At 55.8% G+C, this 24,033-nt stretch carries 16 protein-coding genes and 1 riboswitch; of the genes, 9 read left to right on the plus strand and 7 right to left on the minus strand.

From position 1 onward, the window contains the following. Positions 1 to 100: 100 nt before the first annotated feature. A complete protein-coding gene (gene nifJ / locus RDO88_RS10855) occupies positions 101 to 3,658 on the minus strand; it encodes a pyruvate:ferredoxin (flavodoxin) oxidoreductase (protein ID WP_307759390.1) in 3,558 nt (1,185 codons plus the stop codon). Positions 3,659 to 3,727: 69 nt separating this feature from the next. Beyond that, positions 3,728 to 4,906: an AAA family ATPase gene (locus RDO88_RS10860; protein WP_307759391.1), complete on the minus strand. Its 1,179-nt coding sequence runs from the start codon at positions 4,904 to 4,906 to the stop codon at positions 3,728 to 3,730. A gap of 104 nt (positions 4,907 to 5,010) precedes the next feature. Here RDO88_RS10860 and RDO88_RS10865 point away from each other — a divergent pair, with 104 nt between their 5' ends. Further along, complete coding sequence (locus RDO88_RS10865; RefSeq protein WP_307759392.1) at positions 5,011 to 6,186, plus strand: hypothetical protein; 1,176 nt, start codon at positions 5,011 to 5,013, stop codon at positions 6,184 to 6,186. Here RDO88_RS10865 and RDO88_RS10870 read toward each other — a convergent pair. Continuing rightward, the gene (locus RDO88_RS10870) at positions 6,183 to 7,661 is read right to left on the minus strand and encodes a family 10 glycosylhydrolase (protein WP_307759393.1); all 1,479 of its coding nucleotides are present in this window, start codon (positions 7,659 to 7,661) and stop codon (positions 6,183 to 6,185) included. The two genes, RDO88_RS10865 and RDO88_RS10870, sit on opposite strands and share 4 nt — an antisense overlap. A gap of 130 nt (positions 7,662 to 7,791) precedes the next feature. Here RDO88_RS10870 and RDO88_RS10875 point away from each other — a divergent pair, with 130 nt between their 5' ends. From RDO88_RS10875 to RDO88_RS10905, 7 genes are all read left to right on the plus strand, one after another. After that, positions 7,792 to 9,228: a carbon starvation CstA family protein gene (locus RDO88_RS10875; protein ID WP_307759394.1), complete on the plus strand. Its 1,437-nt coding sequence runs from the start codon at positions 7,792 to 7,794 to the stop codon at positions 9,226 to 9,228. Between the two features lie 13 nt (positions 9,229 to 9,241). Continuing rightward, positions 9,242 to 9,433 carry a hypothetical protein gene (locus RDO88_RS10880; RefSeq protein WP_307759395.1) on the plus strand — a complete coding sequence of 64 codons (192 nt, stop codon included), beginning with the start codon at positions 9,242 to 9,244 and terminating at the stop codon, positions 9,431 to 9,433. A 402-nt stretch (positions 9,434 to 9,835) separates the two neighbouring features. Next, complete coding sequence (locus RDO88_RS10885) at positions 9,836 to 12,721, plus strand: outer membrane beta-barrel protein (protein WP_307759396.1); 2,886 nt, start codon at positions 9,836 to 9,838, stop codon at positions 12,719 to 12,721. A 76-nt stretch (positions 12,722 to 12,797) separates the two neighbouring features. Then, positions 12,798 to 13,277 carry a hypothetical protein gene (locus RDO88_RS10890; RefSeq protein ID WP_307759397.1) on the plus strand — a complete coding sequence of 160 codons (480 nt, stop codon included), beginning with the start codon at positions 12,798 to 12,800 and terminating at the stop codon, positions 13,275 to 13,277. Between the two features lie 315 nt (positions 13,278 to 13,592). After that, positions 13,593 to 13,692: riboswitch (TPP riboswitch) on the plus strand. 87 nt (positions 13,693 to 13,779) lie between these two features. Continuing rightward, the gene (locus tag RDO88_RS10895) at positions 13,780 to 14,403 is read left to right on the plus strand and encodes a thiamine phosphate synthase (protein WP_307759398.1); all 624 of its coding nucleotides are present in this window, start codon (positions 13,780 to 13,782) and stop codon (positions 14,401 to 14,403) included. 12 nt (positions 14,404 to 14,415) lie between these two features. Next, a complete protein-coding gene (gene thiC, locus RDO88_RS10900; RefSeq protein ID WP_307759399.1) occupies positions 14,416 to 16,143 on the plus strand; it encodes a phosphomethylpyrimidine synthase ThiC in 1,728 nt (575 codons plus the stop codon). A gap of 39 nt (positions 16,144 to 16,182) precedes the next feature. Further along, on the plus strand, positions 16,183 to 16,956 hold the full coding sequence (locus tag RDO88_RS10905) for a sulfide-dependent adenosine diphosphate thiazole synthase (RefSeq protein ID WP_307759414.1): 774 nt from the start codon (positions 16,183 to 16,185) through the stop codon (positions 16,954 to 16,956). A 384-nt stretch (positions 16,957 to 17,340) separates the two neighbouring features. Here the strand turns inward: RDO88_RS10905 and RDO88_RS10910 are convergent, their stop codons facing one another. From RDO88_RS10910 to uvrA, 3 genes are read right to left on the minus strand one after another with little or no spacing between them, the layout of a single operon-like run. Further along, a complete protein-coding gene (locus RDO88_RS10910) occupies positions 17,341 to 17,958 on the minus strand; it encodes a thiamine phosphate synthase (protein ID WP_307759400.1) in 618 nt (205 codons plus the stop codon). After that, entirely contained in the window at positions 17,955 to 18,767 is an 813-nt protein-coding gene (gene thiD, locus RDO88_RS10915) for a bifunctional hydroxymethylpyrimidine kinase/phosphomethylpyrimidine kinase (RefSeq protein WP_307759401.1), read from the minus strand. The genes RDO88_RS10910 and thiD overlap by 4 nt, the downstream gene beginning before the upstream one ends. A gap of 24 nt (positions 18,768 to 18,791) precedes the next feature. Further along, positions 18,792 to 21,566, minus strand: a complete 2,775-nt coding sequence (uvrA, locus tag RDO88_RS10920) for an excinuclease ABC subunit UvrA (protein WP_307759402.1) — start codon at positions 21,564 to 21,566, stop codon at positions 18,792 to 18,794. A gap of 393 nt (positions 21,567 to 21,959) precedes the next feature. Between uvrA and RDO88_RS10925 the strand changes: the two genes are divergently transcribed. Next, a complete protein-coding gene (locus RDO88_RS10925; RefSeq protein WP_307759403.1) occupies positions 21,960 to 23,468 on the plus strand; it encodes a family 10 glycosylhydrolase in 1,509 nt (502 codons plus the stop codon). On the opposite strand, the gene RDO88_RS10930 is transcribed toward RDO88_RS10925, so the two are convergent. Further along, positions 23,465 to 24,013, minus strand: a complete 549-nt coding sequence (locus RDO88_RS10930; RefSeq protein WP_307759404.1) for a chromate transporter — start codon at positions 24,011 to 24,013, stop codon at positions 23,465 to 23,467. The two genes, RDO88_RS10925 and RDO88_RS10930, sit on opposite strands and share 4 nt — an antisense overlap. Between the last annotated feature and the right edge of the window lie 20 nt (positions 24,014 to 24,033).

Raw genomic sequence — 24,033 nt, forward strand, 5'->3', positions numbered from 1 at the left:
TTTATGCTTTCTGCCTGTGCTTTTCCATGTTGATAAGGAGATATATGAAAAAAGGGAGGAAACTCCATAGCCTCCTCCCTTTAGAAATGATGATTGTTGATTATTCAGCAACTTCTGCTCCCCAGTTTTCACGGGCCAGACGCTTGTAGCTGTTGTAACGCCACTTAGCGTTGTCCTCGGCAGCCTGGAAGAGTTGTTCGGCTTCTGCAGGATATTGCTTCATTACTGATGCGTAACGAACCTCACCTTTCAGGAAGTCTGTGAAGCCTTCCCATTCGGGTTCTTTGCTGTCCAAAGTGAATGGGTTCTTACCTTCAGCTTCCAAAGCCGGGTTGTAACGCCACAAGTGCCAGTAACCACACTTAACGGCCTTTTCTTCCTCAGCCTGGCTCTTACCCATACCAGCCTTCAGACCGTGGTTGATACACGGAGCGTAAGCGATGATGAGTGACGGACCGGGATAAGCTTCAGCTTCGCGCAGAGCCTTCAGAGTCTGAGCCTGGTCAGCACCCATAGCAATCTGTGCTACGTAAACGTAACCGTAAGTAGTAGCCATCAGACCGAGGTCTTTCTTACGTACGCGCTTGCCGGCAGCAGCAAACTTGGCGATAGCACCTACCGGAGTAGCCTTAGAAGACTGACCACCGGTGTTGGAGTAAACTTCTGTATCGAGTACGAGGATGTTAACATCCTTACCGCTGGCGATAACGTGGTCGAGACCACCGTAACCGATATCGTAAGAAGCACCGTCGCCACCGATAATCCACTGGCTGCGTTTTACGATATATTGCTTCAAGTTATAGATGCCTTCACAAATAGGACACTTGTCTTTGGCAGCTTCCAACATCGGAACGATACGCTCGTAGATGTCTTTGGTCTTGTCTGCATCAAGGCTGTTTTCCAACCATTCAGTGAAGATAGCTTTGTATTCAGCCGGAGTAGCTTCGTTTGCAATACCTTCTTCCATCAGTTTGGCAATGCGGGCACGCATCTTTTCGTTGGCCAGTTCCATACCCAGACCGAATTCGCAGAAGTCCTCGAACAGGGAGTTAGCCCATGCAGGACCGTGACCCTTCTCGTTCTTGGTGTAAGGAGTAGAAGGAACAGAACCTGAGTAGATAGAAGAACATCCTGTAGCGTTGGCTACCATTTCACGGTCACCGAAGAGCTGAGAAATCAGCTTCACGTACGGAGTTTCGCCGCAACCGGAGCAAGCGCCTGAGAACTCGAACAGCGGAGTAGCGAACTGAGAGTTCTTCACGTTGGCCTTGATGTCTACCAGGTGTTGTTTGCTCTTCACGTTCTCTACGCAGTAAGTCCAGTTGTCGGCTTCGGCCATCTGGCTTTCCAGGTGAACCATTGACAGGGCTTTGCCACCCTTCTTCGGATTGCCCGGACATACGTCAACACAGTTGCCGCAACCCAGACAGTCGAGTACGTCAACTTGCATGCGGAATGTCATGCCGTCGAATACCTTACCAACAGCTTTCAGCTGAGTGAAGTTGGCACCCTTCTGCTCTTCAGCGTCGAGGATGAACGGACGGATGGCAGCGTGAGGACAAACGTAAGCACACTTGTTACACTGGATACAGTTTTCGGCATTCCATGCAGGAACGAATGCGGCAACACCGCGTTTTTCATACTTGGCAGTACCTTGTTCCCAAGTACCATCTTCGATACCCTTGAATGCAGATACCGGCAGCAAGTCACCGTCCTGAGCATTGATAGGACGAACTACTTCGTTGATGAAAGCAGGATCGTTGTTGGCAGTCTTTTCGTCGTCGGCCAGGTTAGCCCATGCCGGATCGATAGTCAGCTGCTTGTATTCGCCACCACGGTCAACGGCAGCATAGTTCTTGTTCACAACGTCTTCACCCTTCTTGCCATAAGACTTCACGATGAATTTCTTCATCTGCTCTACAGCCAGATCAACGGGGATAACGCCTGTGATGCGGAAGAATGCAGACTGCAGGATAGTGTTGGTACGGTTACCCAAACCGATTTCCTGTGCAATCTGAGTTGCGTTGATGTAGTAAACGGTGATATTGTTCTGTGCAAAATACTTCTTCACCTTGTTAGGCAGGTTCTTTGCCAGTTCTTCGCCTTCCCAGATAGTATTGAGCAGGAATGAACCGTTCTTGCGCAAACCGCGGGTTACGTCGTACATGTGCAGGTAAGCCTGTACGTGGCAAGCCACGAAGTTAGGTGTATTTACCAGGTAAGTAGAGCGGATAGGAGTGTCACCGAAACGTAGGTGAGAGCAAGTGAAACCGCCCGACTTCTTGGAGTCGTAAGAGAAGTATGCCTGGCAGTGCTTGTCGGTATTGTCACCGATAATCTTCACTGAGTTCTTGTTGGCACCTACCGTACCATCGGCACCCAGACCATAGAACTTGGCCTCGAACATGCCTTCGCCACCTACGGCGATTTCAGCTTCCTGAGGCAGAGAAGTGAAGGTAACGTCGTCTACGATACCGATAGTGAAGTGGTTCTTCGGAGTCGGCAATGCCAAGTTGTCGTATACGGCGAAGATTTGTGCCGGAGTGGTATCTTTCGAACCCAGACCGTAGCGTCCGCCAACGATGAGCGGGGCATTCTCCTGTCCGTAGAAGCAGTCTTTAACATCCATGTAAAGAGGTTCGCCGTTGGCACCCGGTTCCTTAGTACGGTCGAGCACGGCAATGCGTTTGGCTGTCTTGGGCACAGCTGCCAGGAAGTGCTTGGCAGAGAACGGACGGTAGAGGTGAACTGCTACCAAACCTACTTTTTCGCCCTTGGCACGCAGGTAGTCGATAACTTCACGGATAGCTTCGGTTACAGAACCCATGGCGATGATGACACGGTCGGCTTCGGGGTCACCATAGTAATCGAACAGACCGTAATTGCGGCCAGTGATTTCGCTGATCTTCTTCATGTAGTCTTCCACGATGGCAGGAACGGCTTCGTAGAAGCTGTTGCAAGATTCACGATGCTGGAAGAAGTGGTCGGGGTTTTCAGCCATACCACGGGCAACCGGAGTCATGGGGTTCATGGCGCGGCTACGGAATTCGGCCAAAGCTTCCTGGTCGATCAGCGGAGCGAGGTCTTCGTTGTCCAGCTTTTCGATCTTCTGGATTTCGTGAGAAGTACGGAAACCGTCGAAGAAGTTGATGAACGGTACACGTGCCTTCAGAGTAGACAGGTGGGCAACACCGGCGAGGTCCATCACTTCCTGTACAGAGCCTTCGGCCAACATGGCGAAGCCTGTCTGGCGGCAAGACATAACATCCTGGTGGTCGCCGAAGATACACAGAGCGTGGCTGGCCAGTGTACGTGCAGATACGTGGAATACGCAGGGCAGGTTTTCACCGGCAATCTTGTACATATTGGGGATCATCAGCAACAGACCCTGGGAAGCAGTGTAGGTGGTAGTCAGCGCACCTGCCTGCAGAGAGCCGTGTACGGCACCGGCAGCGCCGGCTTCCGACTGCATTTCCTGTACCAATACTGTTTCGCCGAAGATGTTTTTGCGACCTGCGGCAGCCCATTCGTCTACGTGTTCTGCCATTGTAGACGACGGGGTGATGGGGTAGATGGCTGCCACCTCGGAGAACATGTACGAGATGTGAGCAGCGGCTTCGTTACCATCACAAGTGATGAATTTTTTCTGTTTAGTCATAACTAAATGAATTTATAAAATCAAAAACCTTTTGTTTATTATATCCTTTCGTTTTTTTGTGCTCCTTTTTTAATACAGGAAACCGAACAGCCACAGGGGTATCTGATTGTCACGCCCGATTTCCATTTTGTGCATGGCGTATGTCATGTTGGCATTGTTCTTTATTTTGGCTCCTTCCGGGCATATCTTGAATGCGCGCGTACCGTCCACCATGAACGGGATGTTCTTGTCGCCCCGGTTCACTTTATGGTCTTTCCACAGGGTGTTGACGAAGAATGTGTCGAGCACGTCTTGTTCTTCGACCTTGACGGGATAGATGGAGTACATCAGATTGGGGTTGTGCATCATTATCTTGGCCGGTTTCTTTGGAAATTCTTCTCCTACCGGGTACACCATGTTGATGAGACGTGCATCGGCCAGATACTTGATGTAGTTCATCACGGTGGCGCGCGAAGTCTCGATGTCGTTGGCCAGTTGGCTGACGTTGGGGGCTTTGGGGCCGTCTACAGCCAGGAGGTAGAGCAGTTTCTTGATTTTCGAGAGGTATTTCAGCTCGATTTGTTTGATAAGGAGAATGTCCACTTCCACCATCATGTTCATCGTCTTGAGCAGATTCTCGGAGAAGTTCCGTTTCTCAAGGAAGAAGGGATAGAAGCCGTGATGTATATAGTCCTGAAAATAGTCCAGCGGATGCACTTTGGCCAGTATGCCTTTGGCTATCTGCTCGTGGTTGTTCAGGATTTCGTCCAGCGTGTAGGCATGAAACTTCATGTCTGTCTGCAGGTTGAGGAATTCGCGGAAAGAGAAGCCGCGCAGGTTGTAGCTCTTTACGATGTCGCGAAGCTCAAGGTTCTCTTCTTTCAGCCGCATGACCGACGAACCGGTAAATACAATCTTCAGGTTCGGGAAGCGGTCGTAACACATGCGGAGCTCCTGACTCCAGTTGGGGTACTTGAACACCTGGTCAATCAGCAGCACTTTGCCGCCGCGGCGCTGGAATTCGTTGGCAAATTCGACAATGCCATGGCCCGAAAAGTAGAAATTGTTCATGTTGATAAAGAGGCAGGAACGGTCCGTGCCGAACTTTTCCTTGGCATATTGCAGCAGGAAAGTGGTTTTCCCTACACCGCGTGTGCCTTTGATACCGATGAGCCGGTCGTTCCAGTCAATCTCATCCATGAGGTCGCGGCGTACCGGAGCATTGGTATGCTCCACAAGATAAGCGTGTGTACGGTAAAATGCTTCCATGTTGTTGTCTCCTTATCAGGGCACAAAGATATAGCTTTTTTATACAATTGCAAAGTAGACATTGCAAAATTTGTGTAAGTTTGCACTCGAAACGGAAAAAAAGTATGAAGATACATTATTTTAATCCCGATACCGATTTGGCATTGGCCTGCAACGGAGGGCATTACATTGCGCCCGAACAGGTGCGGGGCATGATGCGCGACCTGGCCCTGCTTCCGTTGTGGTATGCGGGGGTAGGCGAAAAAGTATGGATTGCCGACAGGAAAGCAATGGATTATGCCTCGCAAATGAGCCTTTTGTTCGGCATGAAGGTGGAGGTGGTTCCCGACCTGGCTCCGCAGGCGGACGAAGGAGTGGAGATGGTGCCCTGGGGATGGAATCCTGCCGTCCGTCAGCTCTTTCTGAAGCATGGAGTTCCTGCGGCTGCCTTGCCGTCGGCCGATTGGCTGGAGACATATCGGCGGTTGGCCTCGCGGCAGACGTCGGCCGGGTTGTTGCAGAGCTTGGCTGATGGCGGGTTGTACAAGGGCGAGGCCGAAGTGCTGCATACGCTGGATGAATGTAGGGCTTATGCGGCCAGCCGTGGAGCGGTAGTGTTCAAGGCGCCGTGGTCGAGTAGCGGGAAAGGTTTGTGCTGGTGCAGGAACGGTTTTGCCTTATCGGCCGACTGGTGCGGGAAGGTGCTTCGTGAGCAGGGGATGCTTGTTGCTTCTCCTATATATAATAAGGTGGAAGATTTTGCCTTGGAGTTCGAGGCAGACGAGGCGGGAAAGATTTGTTTTATAGGGTATTCTCTGTTCAAGACCGATGGTCGCGGGCGTTATCAAGGCAATCGGGTGTTGTCGGCCGAGGCGTTCGAGGTTTATATGGAGCGTTATGTCGGTCGGACCGAATGGGTACGTCTGCAAACGGTTGTCGGCCGTCTGCTCGGCTGCTATACGGAAGCAGGCTATCGGGGGCCTTTGGGAGTGGACATGATGGTGTGCCGCTCGGAGGATGGCGGATACTTTATCCATCCGATGGTGGAAGTCAACTTGCGCATGAACATGGGGATTGTGGCGCTTCGTCTGGCGGAACGTATCTTGGGCAGGGGGCTGACGGGTGAATTCACCATCCGTCATTATGCGTCGAACGAGGCTTTGCGCGAGGCTTCCCTTCATGGGCTTCACGGCGCTCCTCCAGTGGTGAGGGAAGGACGGTTGGTCGCAGGAAGCCTGCCTTTGGTGCCGGTGGCATCTGTCGGCCGTTGCATGGCCGTGTTGTCTGTCTTGCCGGGCTAATCCTTGCAGACGGTGGGCGAAGGCGTGCTTTCGTTGCCATAGCGGTCTGTGGCCGTCACGGCAAAGTAGAGGCGGCTTGTCCACGGCAGGATGGGGGCGTAGATGTATTCTGTGCCTCGTATGCCTGTGGCCACAATGTTGGCAGGGTTGCTTGTATCGACGGGACAGGTATCCGACGCATAGACGACGTAGGTGGGTGTATTCCTTGTATCGTTGTCTGCCGAAGCCTCCCATTGCAGGCGGGTGTATCCGTCGGCTATCTGAGTGGCGCTGAGCCGGGCAGGAGGGGTGGGGGCGATGCTGTCGGCCCACGTCATCGGCGGTTGCAGGGCGGGGCAGGTGTAGAAGTCGGTCTTCAGGGCATCGTAGAGGTTTTGTGTGTTGTCAGTCACGAACTTCACCCGATAGTGCGCCTCGCCAGCCAGATGGTTCTGGCGTACAAAGTTTATCTGCCGTTTGATTTCGTCGAGGCTCCAGTCGCCTTCGCTGGGGTGCAGGAAGTAGACGCCCAGGCCGGGCACTACATGGCGGCCGTTGCTCTGCTCCTGCCAGTCGAGGGCAAAGGGATAGAAGGAATTGCCACGGAAGTACATCATCGGATATATCTGGTCCTGAATGCCTTCGCCCAGCCAGCCCTGCACGTCCTGATAGACAACGTGGAAGGCATTCCATCCTTTGGACGGGTAGCGGCTCGTGTCGCGGTATTTGCCTACGGGGCAGGTGCTCACCTTGACCCAAGGTTTCAGCTGCTTGACACCTTTATATATATAGCGTACGATTTCGGTAAGGTTGTCCCGCCGCCACTGGTCAAGGCTTCGTCCCTTGCCATACTTGCGGTAGTCGTAATTGTCGGGGAAGCGCAGGGCCCGTTCGGGGTAGCGCAGGTAGTCGAAGTGTACGCCGTCCACATCGTATCGCTCCACCACTTCCCTGACAAGGCTCATGAGGTATTCCTTGGTCTTCGGATGGCCGGGGTTCAGAAAATATTCGTTCTTGTAGCGCAGGCAGATGTCGGGCTGGCGGCGGGTGACGGACTGCTTGCCCAGCGAGGCCACATGCTTGCGTCCGCCCAGCGGGATGGTCACCATCCAGGCGTGGCATTCCATGCCGCGCTTGTGGCACTCTTCGACGGCAAAAGCCAGCGGGTCGTAGCCGGGGTCCTGCCCCACCTTGCCTGTCAGGATGGAGTTGTAGGGCTCGATGGCAGAGCGGTAGAGGACGTCGCCCCGTGTGCGTGTCTGGAAGAGGACGGTGTTGAAGTTGGCCTCTTTCAGCTTGTCCAGTATTTCGACCAGCTCTTCCTGCTGCTTACGGATGCCGGCGGCCGAGGTGGCTTTGGTACGGGGCCAGTCGAGCCCGTAGACGGCGGTTATCCAGGCTGCCCGCACTTCATGCTTGGGCGAAGGCTGGGCGTGAAGCAGGGGAACGGCGAACAGCAGGCAGAGCAGGGCGGAAAACAGGGGCAGACGCTTCATATCGTTAGGCAAGGGATTGATGATTTATTATTTTTCGGGGGCGAATTTACAAAAACTGCCGCTAAATTGTGCAGTTTGTTTGGAAACAATTACATTTGCAGTCCTGATTTTAAACAGAAAAACATACGCCATGATTACATTTACAATTTGCCTGCTGGCTCTGATAGCCGGCTATTTTCTTTACGGCAGGGTGGTGGAACGTATCTTCGGACCCGACGACCGGCGCACACCTGCCCTGACAAAAGCCGATGGAGTGGACTATATTCCGCTGCCCACGTGGAAAATCTTCATGATACAATTTCTCAACATAGCCGGTGTGGGACCCATCTTCGGTGCCATCATGGGAGCCATGTTCGGTACGGCTTCCTACCTGTGGATTGTGTTGGGCAGTATCTTTGCCGGAGCCGTGCACGACTATCTGGCAGGCATGCTGTCGTTGCGCAACGGAGGAGAGAGTCTGCCCGAGATTGTGGGACGCTACCTGGGACTGACCACCAAGCAGGTGATGCGTGCCTTCACAGTGGTGCTGATGATGCTGGTGGGAGCTGTCTTTGTAGCCTCGCCTGCGGGGTTGCTGGCCCGCCTGACGCCGGAGTCGCTCGACGTAACATTCTGGATTATCGTCATTTTCATCTATTATATCCTGGCTACGCTGCTGCCGGTGGATAAGATTATCGGCAAGATTTATCCGCTCTTTGCCGTGGCGCTCATCTTCATGGCACTGGGCATTCTGGTGATGCTTTACGTCCATCATCCTGCCTTGCCCGAGTTGTGGGACGGAATGAACAACACACATCCCAAGGCTGAGACGAGCCCTATCTTCCCGATGATGTTCATTACCATAGCCTGCGGAGCCATTTCGGGCTTCCATGCCACGCAGAGTCCCCTCATGGCCCGCTGCATGACCAGCGAGCGTCACGGGCGTCCTGTGTTCTACGGCGCCATGATTACCGAGGGCATCGTAGCCCTGATATGGGCGACGGTGGCCACTTATTTCTTCCACGAGAACGGGATGGGCATCAGTGATGCCTCGGTTGTGGTGTTCGACATCAGCAAGAGCTGGCTGGGAGAGGTAGGCGGCATACTGGCCATACTCGGTGTGGTGGCTGCTCCCATCACGAGCGGCGACACGGCTTTCCGTTCGGCACGCCTCATTGTGGCCGACTTCCTGCGGATGGAACAGAAGTCCATGCGGAGCCGTCTGTACATCTGCATCCCCATGTTTGTGGCCGCGGCAGCCCTGCTGGTTTACAGTTTGCGCGATGCCGACGGCTTCCAGCTGATATGGCGGTACTTTGCCTGGGCCAACCAGACGCTGTCTGTCTTCACCCTTTGGGCGGTGACGGTATGGCTGGCGCGCGAACGCAAGGGCCTGAGCTTCCTGGTGACACTGCTGCCCGCCCTGCTGATGACGGCGGTATGTACGTCTTACATCTGCGTCGAACCCAAGGGAGGCCTCGACTTGGGTCTGCAATATGCCTGCCCCATAGCCGTCGGAGCCGCACTGGTGGCATTCCTCTGGTTTGGCATATGGAAGAAGAAAGCGGGGCGGATTACAAGAATCTGATAACGGAAAAGATATGAAGAAACTGAAAAAATCGTCGGCCCTGAGCCTGGCCTTGCTGATTTATATCACGGCTACCGCGGCCTATTTCCTGCCGCGCAATACCGAAATCAGTGTGACGGAGAAGTATCTCACCGTCGTTGCATCGTATGTCATCGTTCTGTTGCTGTGGCTGGTGCTGCGGCAGAAGGAACGGATGAAAAAATAACGGTCGTTTGTTGATGCCATCGAAGGGGAAACGGTGCGTTTGTAAAATAAACATACCGTTTCCTCTTTTTTTGCTTCCAGGTGTCGTATGGGGTGGGTAAAAGGTCCTTTGGGGAATGTTTGAAACATAGAGGGGGAATGTTTGAAACATTCGGCCCGTATGTTTGAAACATACCGCCTCTGGGATTGAAACCTGTTTCCTCCGCCTGATCCCGATCTTTTCCTGGTGGTTGTCTTTGTGTGTGATAAAATTACTATGCGATTGCGGGCGGATAAAAAGATGTTTTTGAACATCTTTATTAAACCCATGCACCGTTTCTCTGTCATACGGAATGACATTACATGAAATGCGAACATTGTATAATGAAGAGAGAGGCCGCGGCTGTCGGCCGAAAAGAATTGTATGAATAGACAAAAAGAATGGCTGTGGGCCGTGTGTTTATGCCTGTTGCCTTTGTGCGGAACTTATGCGCAAGGCACGGCTTGGTTGCTGAAAGGCAAGGTCGTCGGCAAGGAAGGCGGTGAGCCTATTGCGGAAGCGACCCTTCAATTGTTCTCCTTACCCGATACGGTTTTTGTGGATGGTATGGTGAGCGAGGCGGACGGAAGCTTCGCCATGCGGGTATCCCGACGGGGAAGCTACGTGCTGAAAGTATCCTATATCGGCTTGAAGGAACGGATGATACCGGTCACCTCTCCCTCGAAAGGCGGGTCGGCCGACGTGGGAAGTGTAGCGATGGAAGCCGATGCAGTGATGCTGGCTGAGGCTGTGATTACGGCCGAGGCACCCCCTGTTCAGGTGGTAGAAGACACGGTGATGTACAATACGGCCGCTTACAAGGTGACCGAAGGCGCCGTACTCGAGGAACTGGTGGAGAAGTTGCCCGGCGCCGAAGTGGACGACGACGGCAAGATCAAGATCAACGGGCAGGAACTGAAGAAAATCATGGTCGACGGAAAGGAGTTCTTCGGCGGTGACTTGAAGACCGGTTTGCAGAACCTGCCTGTAGAAATGATAGAACAGCTGAAGACCTACAACAAGGAGTCGGATATGGAACGCATGACCGGCATCGACGACGGAGAGGACGAATTGGTGCTCGATGTCAAGTTCAAGAAGGGGCGGAACAAGGGATGGTTCGGCAATGCGAACGTGGCCGGAGGCACGGAAGACCGCTATTCGGGCAAGCTGATGGTGAACCATTTCACCGACGACTCCCGCTATTCGCTGGTGGCATCGGCCAACAATGTGGCGGACAAGAACTTCTCCAGCGGGGCAAAAGCCAACTGGAAGCAGAACCGGGGCCTGACTTCCGCACAGAATGTGGGTGTCAACCTCGTGCTCGACCGTGAGAAATTCGACCTGGACGGCAGCCTTCAGTTTGTGAACAGCGACAACCAAGTGAACAGCAACAGCGCTTCCGAGCGCTTCTATTCGTCGAAGAGTACGTTCTCGAATACGCTTTCGGGCACGGAAAGCGGCGACGCTTCCTTCCGGAGCTCCTTCCGTCTGGAGTGGAAACCCAACGAGAAAACCACCCTTCTCATACGGCCTAACCTCACCTTGGGGTGGACAGACAATGCCCAGCTGAGCCGCTCGAGCAGCTACAACCGCGACCCTTTGACACTGGTGGACCATACGGACGACTATATAGGGCCCGACGCGCCTGCCAACGAAGCCCTCGACTCGGTGCGCATCAACTCGACGGGAAACAGCTCGTGGACCGACGCCGGACGCTGGAGCGGCAGTGTGTCGATGACGCTGAACCGGCGGCTGAACGACCGTGGACGCAACGTGGGTCTGCGCCTGGGGCTGGGCGGAGGCAGCTCGGACAACGACCGTTTGCGCGATAACCTCACCCGTTACCACCGCATGACGGGGGCCGACGGGCAGGATTCGGTCAACGTACGCCGCCAGTACATAGCCACCGTGGGCGACAATTGGAATTACAGTGCACAGTTTACCTATAGCGAACCCCTGGCGCAGGCCGTATTCCTGCAGTTCAGCTACCAGTTCCTTTACAAGAATACACTGAGCGACAAGCGCACTTACGACTTCGCTTCGTACGACGGATGGATGCCCGGTGAACCCCTTCCTCAGGGACATGAGACCCACTTGATAGATAGTTTGGGCAAGAAGGCCCAGTATCATTACTACAATCACGACGTGTCTGTTACGATGAGAATCGTGCGTCCCAAGTACCGTTTCAGCGTGGGAGTCACCCTGCAACCCCAGCGTTCGCGCCTCGATTATACCAAGGCAGAGGTGCGTGTCGATACGGTACGTCATGTTTTGAACGTGGCTCCCAAGATCGATTTCCGTTACAAGTTCTCCAAAGTAAGCCAGATTCAGCTGAAGTACAGCGGGAAGAGTTCGCAGCCGGGCATGGAGTCTCTGCTGCCGATAGCCGACAATTCGAACCCCTTGAACATACGTGTGGGCAATCCGGGCCTGCTTCCTGCCTTCACGCACTCCGTGCGGCTGAACATGAACACCTACGATCCCGACTGGCAGCGGTCGGTCATTGTCAACGGAAACCTGTCGCTGGTGCAGAACAGCATCAGCACCAGTACCGTCTACAACGAGGAGACAGGCGGCCGAATCACGACGTCGAAGAACATCAACGGCGACTGGAGCGGCAGCCTCTCCGTGGGCTTCAACACGGCTCTCCGCAACAAGAAGTTCACAATCCATGCCAATACGTCGGCCAGCTTCAAGAACAATGTGGGCTATCTGTACGACTCTTCCACCCGGAAAGAGGACAAGAACACCGTGACGAACACCCGCCTCGGGGGGCGCCTGAGCGGAGCTTACCGCAACGAATGGCTGGAATTGGCGGCCAACGGGGCCATGAACTATACGTTCGAGAAGAACCTTTTGCGCCCGCAGAACAACCAGGAGCCCTATTCCTACTCCTACGGAATGGCCCTTACCCTGCACCTGCCCTGGCAGGTGAGCGTGGTGACGAACCTCGTGAACCAGGCCCGAAGGGGATATGCCGACGCCAATTTCAACAAGGACGAACTGATTTGGGACGCACAAGTGTCGAAGACCTTCTGGCGCGGCAATGCCACAGTCAGCGTGGAAGCCTTCGACTTGCTGCGGCAAAAGAGTAACCTGGCACGCGGTTTGTCGACGTCGTCGCGCTCCGTAACCCAGTACAACGGCATCAACAGCTACGTCATGGCCCACTTCATCTACCGCCTGAACCGCGTGGGAGGCAAGCGGGTGGACGGCATGAAGGCCCCTAAAGGCTGGGGCAAAGCGGGCGGAAAGGCACGCCGCCGGTGAAGTTTTCCGGCCGAAAACTTGCCCGTCCCGTATTTTTCCCTACATTTGTCCCCTGTTTCACCAATACGATTGAAAGATGAAAAAACTGATTATCCTGTTCGGACTGCTGCTTTCGACGCTGGCGGCCCATGCACAATTCGAGAAAGGAAAGTGGTTTGTGAACCCCTCGGTCACGGGTTTGAACCTGTCATACAACACCGGTACGGAGAAGATGCACTTCGGCCTTGAGGCCAACGGCGGTGCCTTCCTCGCCGACAACGTGGCCCTTCTGCTCCACGCAGGCGCCGACTGGCAGGGCGGCGGAGCCGACCATTACAAGCTGGGAGTAGGCGGCCGCTACTACTTCGACGCCATCGGCATCTACCTCGGGGCGAATGTAAACCTGAACCACCGCGTGTGGACGGGCGACAAAGTGACGCGCGTTGGCTTCGGTGCCGAGGCGGGATATGCCTTTTTCCTCTCGCGTACGGTGACCATCGAGCCGGCCGTCTACTGGGACATCAATAAAGACCGCTCCGAACTGGGCCTGAAAGTGGGCTTCGGATTCTACTTCTAAACGGGGCTTTCTCCGTAGTAAAAAAACTGTATATGCGTGTTTTCTCATAGCAAAAGGCAGGCTTTTGCCGACCAAAAGCCGTACTTTTGCTTAGCAAAAGCCGTACTTTTGGTCACCAAAAGTACGGCTTTTGGTATACCCCCTCCAGGAGTATCTGTAGGGCCGATTTGGGGTTTGAGAAAAAAAAGGACAATTCTTGCCCTCCGAAGCCCCCGTTCGCCTCCCTCGGACACCGGCCTCCACCGCACCGCCAGCCGTGAAAAATCACCCCAAAGCCTTGCAATTCCCGATTTTTATTCCGTTATTTGTCGCAGATTTCAGAAAAGGGGGTGCCTTGCGAAAGCGCGGGGCTGAGATTATACCCATAGAACCTGATACGGGTCATGCCGTCGGAGGGATTTTCTTGAGTATGCTTCTTGCATCCGCTGCCCGCGGAGCACACCGCGCACGGTTCCCTTTCTGTCATCCCATAACCCGACGTCAAACCACAGAAAGGAGCGATATGTTTCAAGTACAGTTCATCACCCATTACACCGAAACCATCAGTTATCCCCAGTCTGCCCGTATCGCGCTCGAGGGAGGATGCCGCTGGATACAGCTGCGAATGAAGGACGCCACGGACGAAGAAGTAGAACCCGTGGCCCGCGAAGTGCAGGCCTTGTGCCGCGACTTCGGCGCCTATTTCATGCTGGACGACCGTGTGGAGCTCGCGAAACGCCTGCATACCGACGGCGTACACCTGGGCCGTCTCGACATGCCCGTCGACGAAGCCCGCGCTTACCTCGGCCCCGAGTTCATCATAGGCGGTACGGCCAATACGTTTGAAGACATCCTCCGCCTCCATCGGGCCGGGGCCGACTACATCGGATGCGGGCCTTTCCGCTACACTACAACGAAGAAAAACCTCGCACCCATCCTCGGCTTGGAGGGCTACACCCGCATTCTGGACCAGATGGACGAGGCGGAAATCCGCCTTCCCATAGTGGGTATAGGCGGCATCGGGGCGGACGACATACCCGCTCTCCGTGCCACAGGCCTCAACGGCATTGCCCTCAGCGGCAGCATCCTGCGGGCCGAAGACCCCGTCCGCGAGATGGAACGCATCATCAGACTAACCCAACAATAACGCAATAAGTATATGGAAGACAACATTCGAATCACCTATCCCGACTCGGAAAAGGTCTATCTGCGGGGCGAAATCCACCCCGACGTGCGGGTAGGCATGCGGCGCGTCAGCCTGACGCCCACCGTCAGCATCGAGGAAGGCCGCCGCGTCACGCGGCAGAACCCGCCTGTCTATGTCTACGACACCAGCGGGCCTTACAGCGACCCCGCCGTTTCCATCGACCTCCGCAAGGGGCTTCCCCGCCTGCGCGAGCAGTGGATACGCAGCCGCGAGGTGGAGCAGCTCAAGGAAATCTCGTCGGAATACGGCCGTCAGCGGCTGGCCGACCGCAGCCTGGACCACCTGCGCTTCGAGCACATCTGCCTGCCTTATCGGGCAAAAGCCGGCTGCCAGGTGTCGCAGATGTACTACGCCAAGCAGGGAATCGTTACTCCCGAGATGGAATACGTAGCCATTCGTGAGAACATGAACAACCGCGAACTGGGCATCGAGTCCTACATCACGCCCGAGTTCGTGCGGCAGGAGATAGCCGCCGGCCGTGCCGTCCTGCCCGCCAACGTCAATCATCCCGAGGCCGAACCCATGATTATCGGCTCGCGCTTCCTGGTGAAAATCAATACGAACATCGGCAATTCCGCCACAACCTCCACCATCGAGGACGAAGTGGAGAAGGCCATCTGGAGCTGCAAGTGGGGAGGAGACACGCTGATGGACCTCTCTACGGGCGAGAATATCCACGAGACGCGCGAGTGGATTATACGCAACTGCCCCGTTCCCGTAGGCACCGTGCCCATGTATCAGGCCATGGAGAAGGTTGGCGGCCGTGCCGAAGACCTCACTTGGGAACTGTTCCGTGACACCCTCATCGAGCAGTGCGAGCAGGGCGTGGACTACTTCACCATCCATTGCGGCATCCGTCTGAAGAACATCCACTACGCTGGAGACCGCCTTTGCGGCATGGTGAGCCGCGGCGGAAGCATCATTTCCCAGTGGTGCAAGGTACACCGGCGGGAGAGTTTCCTCTATGAACACTTCGATGACATCTGCGATATCTGTGCCCGATACGACGTGGCCCTCTCGCTGGGCGACGGCTTGCGCCCCGGTGCCATCTACGATGCCAACGACAAAGCCCAGTTTGCCGAGCTCGACACCATGGGAGAACTCGTGCAGCGGGCCTGGGCCAAGAACGTACAGGCCTTTATCGAAGGTCCCGGCCACGTGCCGATGCACAAGATAAAAGAGAACATGGAGCGGCAGATAGAGAAGTGTCATGGGGCGCCTTTCTATACGCTGGGCCCCATCGTGACCGACATTGCGCCCGGCTACGACCACATCACCAGTGCCATCGGAGCCGCCCAGATAGGCTGGCTGGGCACGGCCATGCTCTGCTACGTCACGCCCAAGGAGCACCTGGCCCTGCCGCAGAAGGAAGACGTGCGCGTGGGTGTGGTCACCTATAAGATAGCTGCCCATGCCGCCGACCTTGCCAAAGGCCATCCCGGAGCCGAGGTTCGCGACAACGCCCTCAGTAAGGCACGCTACGAATTCCGCTGGAAAGACCAGTTCAACCTCAGCCTCGACCCCGAGCGCGCGTTGCAGTATTACCGGGAAGCCAACCACTTGAACGGCAAGTACTGTACTATGTGTGGCCCCCATTTCTGCGCCATGCGCATCAGTCAGCGCCTGACCGACTGCGACTATACCGGCGGCGAAACGGTGCCCGAGGACGGAGACCGCTGAGAAAAGAAACCAGATTACACATTATTATATTATATGAAAATGATAGAAACTAAAGTATCACAGGGTATCATCAGTACCTATTTTGAGAAGTTGGAGAAGAACCTCGACCTCGATGTAGCCATCGTAGGCGGCGGTCCTTCGGGTATTGTGGCAGCCTATTACCTGGCCAAGGCCGGATTGAAGGTAGCCCAGTTCGACCGCAAGCTGGCGCCCGGCGGTGGCATGTGGGGTGGCGCCATGATGTTCAATCAGATTGTCATCCAGGAAGAAGCCATGGACATCGTGCGCGAATTCGAAATCAATCATGCGCCTTTCGGCGACGGGCTGTACGTAATGGACTCGGTTGAGAGCACCTCTTCGCTGCTCTATCACGCCGTTCATGCCGGAGCCACCATCTTCAACTGCTACTCGGTGGAGGATGTTATCTTCAAGAACAATCAGGTAAGCGGTGTGGTAGTCAACTGGACGCCCGTGCTTCGCGAGGGCTTGCACGTCGACCCGCTGAACATTCTGGCCAAGGTAGTCATCGACGGAACCGGCCATGACAGCGAGATTGCCGCTACCGTAGCCCGCAAGAACGGTATCCGCCTGGCCACCGAGACCGGCGGCGTCATCGGCGAACGCTCGCTGGATGTTGTGGCTGGTGAGGAAGAAGTGGTGAATGGCACCAAGGAAATCTACCCCGGCCTCTACGTGTGTGGCATGGCTGCATCGGCCGTATCGGGTACTCCGCGTATGGGTCCCGTCTTCGGCGGCATGCTGATGTCCGGCAAGAAGGTGGCTGATGAAATCATCGCCCGCCTGAAGAAGTAAGGCCGGAAGGTTGCTTCGCCGCAACAAAAAAAGAGGGTGTATCAAGCGGAAGGGAGACCAACTTCCTGTAATTCCCCGGTTCGGATTACGCGGAATGTCGCGGAAAGATTGGCAATCAATCCGTGAATTTCGTGCAGTCCGTATCGGATGAAGTCGGACTTTCCTGCTGATACATCCTCTTTTTTGTGGCTGAAGGGTAGGTCTGGGAGCGGTTTGCTCTTGTCTCTGCCTCGTGTTTTTCCGTCTTTTCCGTGGCTGAAGGGGAGGTATATGGCCGACTCCGGTTGGCGTCAGCCTGGTTTTTCACCTGCTTTTTTATATATAGAGGGGGAGGTTGCGGTAGGGGAGTGCCGTGTGCCGGTGCGGTACGATGGTGGGTGCGGGTCAGTCTTTCCCCGCTTTCCGGCAGGCCTCCACCAACTCTTCGAAGCGGGCAAGCACGGCAGAAAGGTCGTCGGCCGAGCGGTAACCCTGCCAGATGCTGCCCAGCAGGGCGGCTCCTCCGAAGCCAATGTCGTGGAGCAAGCCGAGCTTGTCGGCCGTCACGCCGCCCAAAGCGATGGTTTTTCGGGTCAGGATGCCCTCATTTGCGGCCTTTCGGAGCTGCTCTGTGCTGAATCCCGAGCGGTATCCTTGCTTGGAAATGCTGTCGAAGATGGGGCTCAGGAAGTGATAGTCGGTCTGCAAACCGTATCGTGCCACCTCTTCAAGCGAGTGGCAGGACCGGCTCACCAGCCCCTCGAAGCCCTGGGGAATGTGGGGATTTCGGCCGTTCAGATGGATACCTCCCAGCCCGTAGCGTGCCTGCAAGGGGAAATGATCGTGCAGGCTGATGCGGCTGTAGTACTCCTTCGGCAGGCGGCGGATGAGGCTTTCGAGCTGCTCTTCCGCACAGCCGGGCTTGCGCAGGTGCAGACGGTCGGCACCTGCGTCCAGAAGTTGGGTCAGCGCTTCGGCTTCTTCGGGCAGGAAATCGGGTGCAGTAATGACGATGAACTTCATTCTTCTGCTACGGGAAACTGGTCGGTCAGGTGCCACAAGGGGCCGTTTCCGTGTCCGATGCGCAGCTGGCTTCCAGCCTGGAGGGCACGGCCCAGGTAGTCTTTGGCCTCTCTGACGGCATCATGCAACTCATATCCTCGTCCGATGAAAGTGGCGATAGCCGACGAGAGGGTGCACCCCGTCCCATGCAGATTGGGCGTTTCGATGCGCGGCGCAGTGAAGTAATGGAATTCACCGTCGTAGAGTACATCCACCATTTCATCCCCTTCTACATGACCTCCTTTGATGAGGAAGGCACACTGATGGCGTCCGTGCAGGGCGCGTGCAGCCTGTCTCATGTCGTCTACGGTCCGCACCTTGGCTCCCAGCAGCACCGATGCTTCGTGCAGGTTGGGTGTAGAAAGGCGGCTCAGAGGCAGCAGGAAGAGGGGTAAGGCGCGCAGGGCCTTGTCGTCTGTCAGGCGGCGTCCGCTGGTCGAAACCATGACAGGGTCGAGCACAACGGGGATGTCGCGCCGCTTCAGCAGCAGACTGCTGATGGCCTTGATGGTGTCATACTGGCCGGTCATGCCTATCTTGATGGCCTTTACGTCGAGGTCGTCGAGCACGGCCTTTATCTGGTCTCTGACCAATGTCGACGGCATGTATTGCACGAGCGATACCGTCTGTGTGTTTTGTGCCGTGACGGCCGTGATGGCTGCGGCGGCATAACTTCCAAGAGCCGAGATGGTTTTGATGTCGGCCTGTATGCCTGCACCGCCCGAGGGGTCGGATCCGGCAATGGAAAGTATTACGTCTGGATTTTTCATGATGTATATTTTGTTTTCTTGTTATTATACGGATAATTTCTCTTTCAGGAACTGCCCTGTATAGCTGGCGGCACAGGCGGCCACTTCTTCGGGTGTGCCTGCCACAACTACATTACCGCCGCGGTCGCCTCCTTCGGGGCCGAGGTCTATCACGTAGTCGGCACACTTGATGACATCTAGGTTGTGTTCGATGATGACGATGCTGTGCCCGCGTCGGATGAGGGCATCGAAAGCTTCAAGAAGTTTGCGGATGTCGTGGAAGTGGAGGCCGGTGGTAGGCTCGTCGAAGATGAAGAGCGTCGGGTCGGCCTTCTCCATGCTCAGGTAGTAAGCCAGCTTGACACGCTGGTTCTCGCCGCCCGAGAGAGTGGATGACGACTGCCCCAGCTTGATGTATCCCAAGCCTACGTCCTGCAACGGGATGAGTTTCTTGACGATTTTCTTCTGCCCGTGCTGGCCGAAGAATTCGATGGCCTGGTCGACGGTCATCTCGAGCACGTCGTAGATGTTGGCATCGTGGAAGCGCACCTCCAGCGTGTCTTGCTTGAAGCGCTTGCCATGGCACGACTCGCACTCCAGCACCAGGTCGGCCATGAACTGCATCTCCACGGTGATGGTACCTTCGCCCTTGCACTCCTCGCAACGGCCGCCTTCGCTATTGAAGCTGAAGTAGCCGGCCGTGTAGCCCATCTGTTTGGCCAGCGGCTGGTCGGCATAGAGCTTGCGTATCTCGTCGTAGGCCTTGAGGTAGGTCACAGGGTTGCTTCGCGACGACTTGCCGATGGGGTTCTGGTCGACGAACTCCACGTTGCGCAGGTTGCGCAGGTCGCCTTCGATGCTTACGAATTCGCCCGGGCGGTCGCTGCATTCGTCCAACTCGCGCTTCAGGGCGCGGTAGAAGATGTCGCGCACCAGCGTACTCTTGCCCGAACCGCTAACACCCGTTACCACGGTCATCACGTTCAGGGGGAAGCGTACATCAATGCCCTTCAGGTTGTTCTCGCGGGCACCTTTTATTTCGATATAGTTATTCCACGGGCGGTGTTGCGTGGGCACGGGGATGGTTTCCTCGCCCAACAGGTAGCGCACGGTGTAGCTGTTGCTGTGTTTCTGTAGGTCCTTCATGTCGCCCTGATACACCACTTCGCCTCCCAGGCGTCCGGCTTTGGGGCCGATGTCGATGATGTAGTCGGCGGCGCGGATGATTTCTTCGTCGTGCTCTACGACGACCACCGTGTTGCCCAACTGCTGGAGTTGGCGCAAGACACGTATCAGCTTGTCCGTGTCGCGGCTATGGAGGCCGATGCTGGGTTCGTCCAGTATGTAGAGACTCCCCACAAGGCTGCTGCCCAGCGAGGTGGCCAGGTTGATGCGCTGGCTCTCGCCGCCCGACAGGGAGTTGCTCAGACGGTTCAATGTCAGATAGCCCAGGCCCACGTCGACAAGGAAGCGGATGCGGCTGTTTATCTCCGTCAGGATGCGGCTGGCCACCTGTGTTTCGTGTTCGGTGAGCTTCAGGTGGTCGAAGAATGCCTTCAGCTCGGTGATGGGCAGGTCTACCAGCTCCGAGATGTTGCGTCCGCCCACCCGTACGTAACCTGCTTCGGGCTTCAGGCGGCTGCCATGGCAACGTGGACAGATGGTCTTCCCGCGGTAGCGGGCCAGCATCACGCGGTATTGTATCTTGTATTGGTTCTCCTGCAACATGCGGAAGAAAGCGTTGATGCCTTCGAAGTAGGGCGTACCCTCCCACAACATGCGGCGCTGCTCGTCGGTCAGCTGGTAGTAGGGGGTAAAAATGGGGAAGCCTGCCTTTTCGGCTCCGCGGATGACCATGTCGCGCCATTCGCCCATCTTCTCGCCCCGCCAGCACATCACGGCTCCGTCGTAGACGGACAGGGCGCGGTTGGGCACCACCAGATGCTCGTCGATGCCGATGACTCGGCCGAAACCTTCGCACTCAGGGCAGGCGCCCATGGGCGAGTTGAAGGAGAACATCTGGTCGTTTGGCTCCTCGAAAGTGATGCCGTCGGCCTCAAACTTGGTACTGAAGCGATAGAGGCGGGTGGTGCCGTCGGGCTGGTAGAAGCGTAGCAGGCAGGCACCGTCGCCTTCGTACATGGCTGTCTCTACGGAATCAGTCAATCGGCTCACGGTGTCTTTGGCGGCCGAGGCCGTCAGGCGGTCTATCAGCAGGAAAACGTTGTCGCCTTCGTGTGGTTCGTATTCGTCGATACGCATGGCCTGTCCGTTCACTTCCAGGCGGGTGAAACCCTGTTTCTGGTCGATGGCCAGCTGCTCCTTCATCGTACGTCCCTGGGGCACAAGCAGAGGGGTGAGGACGGTGAAGCGGGTACCTTCGGGGTACTCCAGCATGCACTGGACGATGTCTTCGGCCGAGTGCTTCTTCACCTCCTGCCCGCTGACGGGGCTGAACGTGCGTCCGATGCGGGCGTAGAGCAGGCGCAGGTATTCGTAGATTTCGGTCGAGGTGCCCACGGTAGAGCGCGGGTTGCGGCTGTTCACCTTCTGCGCGATGGCGATGGCGGGGGGGATGCCCTTGATGTAGTCGCACTCGGGCTTGCTCATGCGTCCCAGGAACTGGCGTGCATAGCTGCTGAGGCTCTCCACATAGCGGCGTTGCCCCTCGGCGTAGAGGGTGTCGAAGGCCAGCGACGACTTGCCCGAGCCCGACAGGCCGGTGATGACTACCAGCCGGCCTCGCGGTATCTCGACGTCGATGTTCTTCAGGTTGTTGACGCGGGCGCCTTTTATGATGATAGATTTGGTTTCACTCATGTCTTTTTCTCGCTTACGGCATGCGAAGTTACGGAAAAACAAATCAAACCGCAATTTTTGACCGTATTTTGTAGAGACTTGTTGGTCAATTTTTCAGAAAAATAACGGCTTGGCAGGGATTGTGGCCGCTTCGGTGCGGATGGAGCGTCCGTTTGCCCAGCTTAAAGCATTGTTTTGTCCAGCTTAAAACATTGTTTTGTCCAGCTTAAAACATTGCTTTTCCCAGCTTAAAGCATCGCTTTTCCCAGCTTGAACGGATGCTTTTCCCAGCTCTTTCTGAGGTATAGAGTGGAGGTCTCTGAGGGCGTAAAGCGCGAAAACCGTTTGTTCACCTTGGTACTTCCCACGCTTTGCACTATCTTTGTGGCAATTCTAAAAAAACAGATGAAAACAATGAAACTGAAAAACTTGTTCGTGTGGATGTTGTTGCTGGCTTCGTGTGCCGTATGGGCGCAGGAACTGACGGGGCAACGCTATCCCAAACGTGAATTCCGTGCCGCCTGGATTCAGGCGGTGAACGGCCAGTTCAAGGGCATGCCGGCCGCGCAGATGCAGGCCACCCTCATCGGCCAGCTCAACTCCTTGCAGAAGGCGGGCATCAATGCCATCATTTTCCAGGTGCGCCCCGAGGCCGATGCACTCTATGCCTCGAAGCTTGAGCCCTGGAGCCGCTACCTGACGGGGGTACAGGGGCAGGCACCGCAACCCTATTGGGACCCCATGCAGTTTATGATAGACGAGTGCCACAAGCGCGGCATGGAGTTTCATGCCTGGATCAACCCTTATCGGGTGAAGACGTCGCTGGCCAACCAGCTGGCGCCTCAACACATCTGCAACCGCCATCCCGAGTGGTTTCTCACCTACGGCAATCAGCTTTTCTTCGACCCTGCCTTGCCGCAGAGCCGCGACTACATCTGCCAGGTGGTGAGCGACATAGTGTCGCGCTACGATGTCGATGCCATCCACATGGATGACTACTTCTATCCCTATCCCACGAAAGGAGTGGAGTTCCCCGATTCGGCCAGCTTTGCCCGCTATGGCGGCGGCTTCGATAACATTGGCGACTGGCGGCGTAGCAACGTCAACCTGCTCATCCGCAAGATACACGAGACGGTGCGCGCTCTGAAGCCTTGGGTCAAGTTCGGCGTGTCGCCTTTCGGCATCTACCGCAACGACTCGAGCGACCCGTTGGGAAGCAGGACCCGCGGCTTGCAAAACTATGACGACCTTTACGCCGACGTGCTGCTTTGGGCACGCGAAGGTTGGATAGACTACAACATCCCGCAGATTTACTGGCAGATAGGCCATCCGGTAGCCGACTATGCCGTGCTCGTTGACTGGTGGGCCAAGCATAGCGAGGGGCGTCCGCTCTTCATCGGCCAGTCGGTGATGAACACCGTCCAAAATGCCGACCCCAAGAACCCCAACATCAACCAGCTGCCTGCCAAGATGGCCCTGCAACGTGCCTATCAGACGATTGGCGGAAGTTGCCAGTGGTATGCAGGCGCGGTGGTGGAGAATACGGGCAAGTATCGCGATGCCCTGATAGCCGAGTATCACAAGTATCCTGCCCTGCCGCCTGTGTTCGACTTTATGGACGACAAGGCTCCCGGCAAGGTGCGTAAGCTGAAGCCTGTGTGGACGGAAGACGGCTATATCCTCTTCTGGACGGCACCCAAGTATAAGGACGAGATGGACCGTGCCGTACGCTACGTGGTTTATCGCTTTGCCGACAAGGAGGATGTGAATATTGACGATCCGTCGCACATCGTAGCTATCACCAACCAGCCGTGGTACAAGTTGCCCTACGAAGACGGCAAGACGAAGTACCGCTACGTGGTGACCGCCCTCGACCGCCTGCACAACGAGTCGAAGTCGGTGAAGAAGAAAATCAAGCTTTAATAAAGTATCAGCCCCGCTACCCCGCAGGCCACAATCATGCCGATGGGGTTCAGCTTGTACTTCCTGGTGCCCACGAAGGCCACGAGGAAGATGATACAGCTGATGACGAACGAACGCGTGTCTTCGGTGGGCGAGCCGAAGTTCTCGGCATTCATCAGCACCAGGGCGGCCGAGGCGAGCAAACCCACCACCGCAGGGCGGAGACCTGCAAATATGGCCTCTACGGCCGGATGCTTCTGATACTTCAGGAAGAACTTGCTGATGGTGAGCATCAGGATGAACGACGGGAGCACCACGGCAAAGGTGGCGATGACGGAGCCCCACACACTGCCCGTGGCCGTGAAGCCTACGTAGGTGGCCGAGTTGATACCGATGGGGCCGGGGGTCATCTGGCTGATGGCCACGATGTCGGTAAACTCCTGCGGTGTCAGCCACTCGTAGCGCGTCACGACTTCACCCTGTATCATGGAGAGCATGGCATAGCCGCCTCCGAATCCGAACAATCCAATCTTGAAGAACGTATAGAATAATTGAAGATAAATCATAACTCCGATGTATTTTTAAA

It is taken from the genome of uncultured Mediterranea sp. (assembly GCF_902493215.1).
GTDB lineage: Bacteria > Bacteroidota > Bacteroidia > Bacteroidales > Bacteroidaceae > Bacteroides.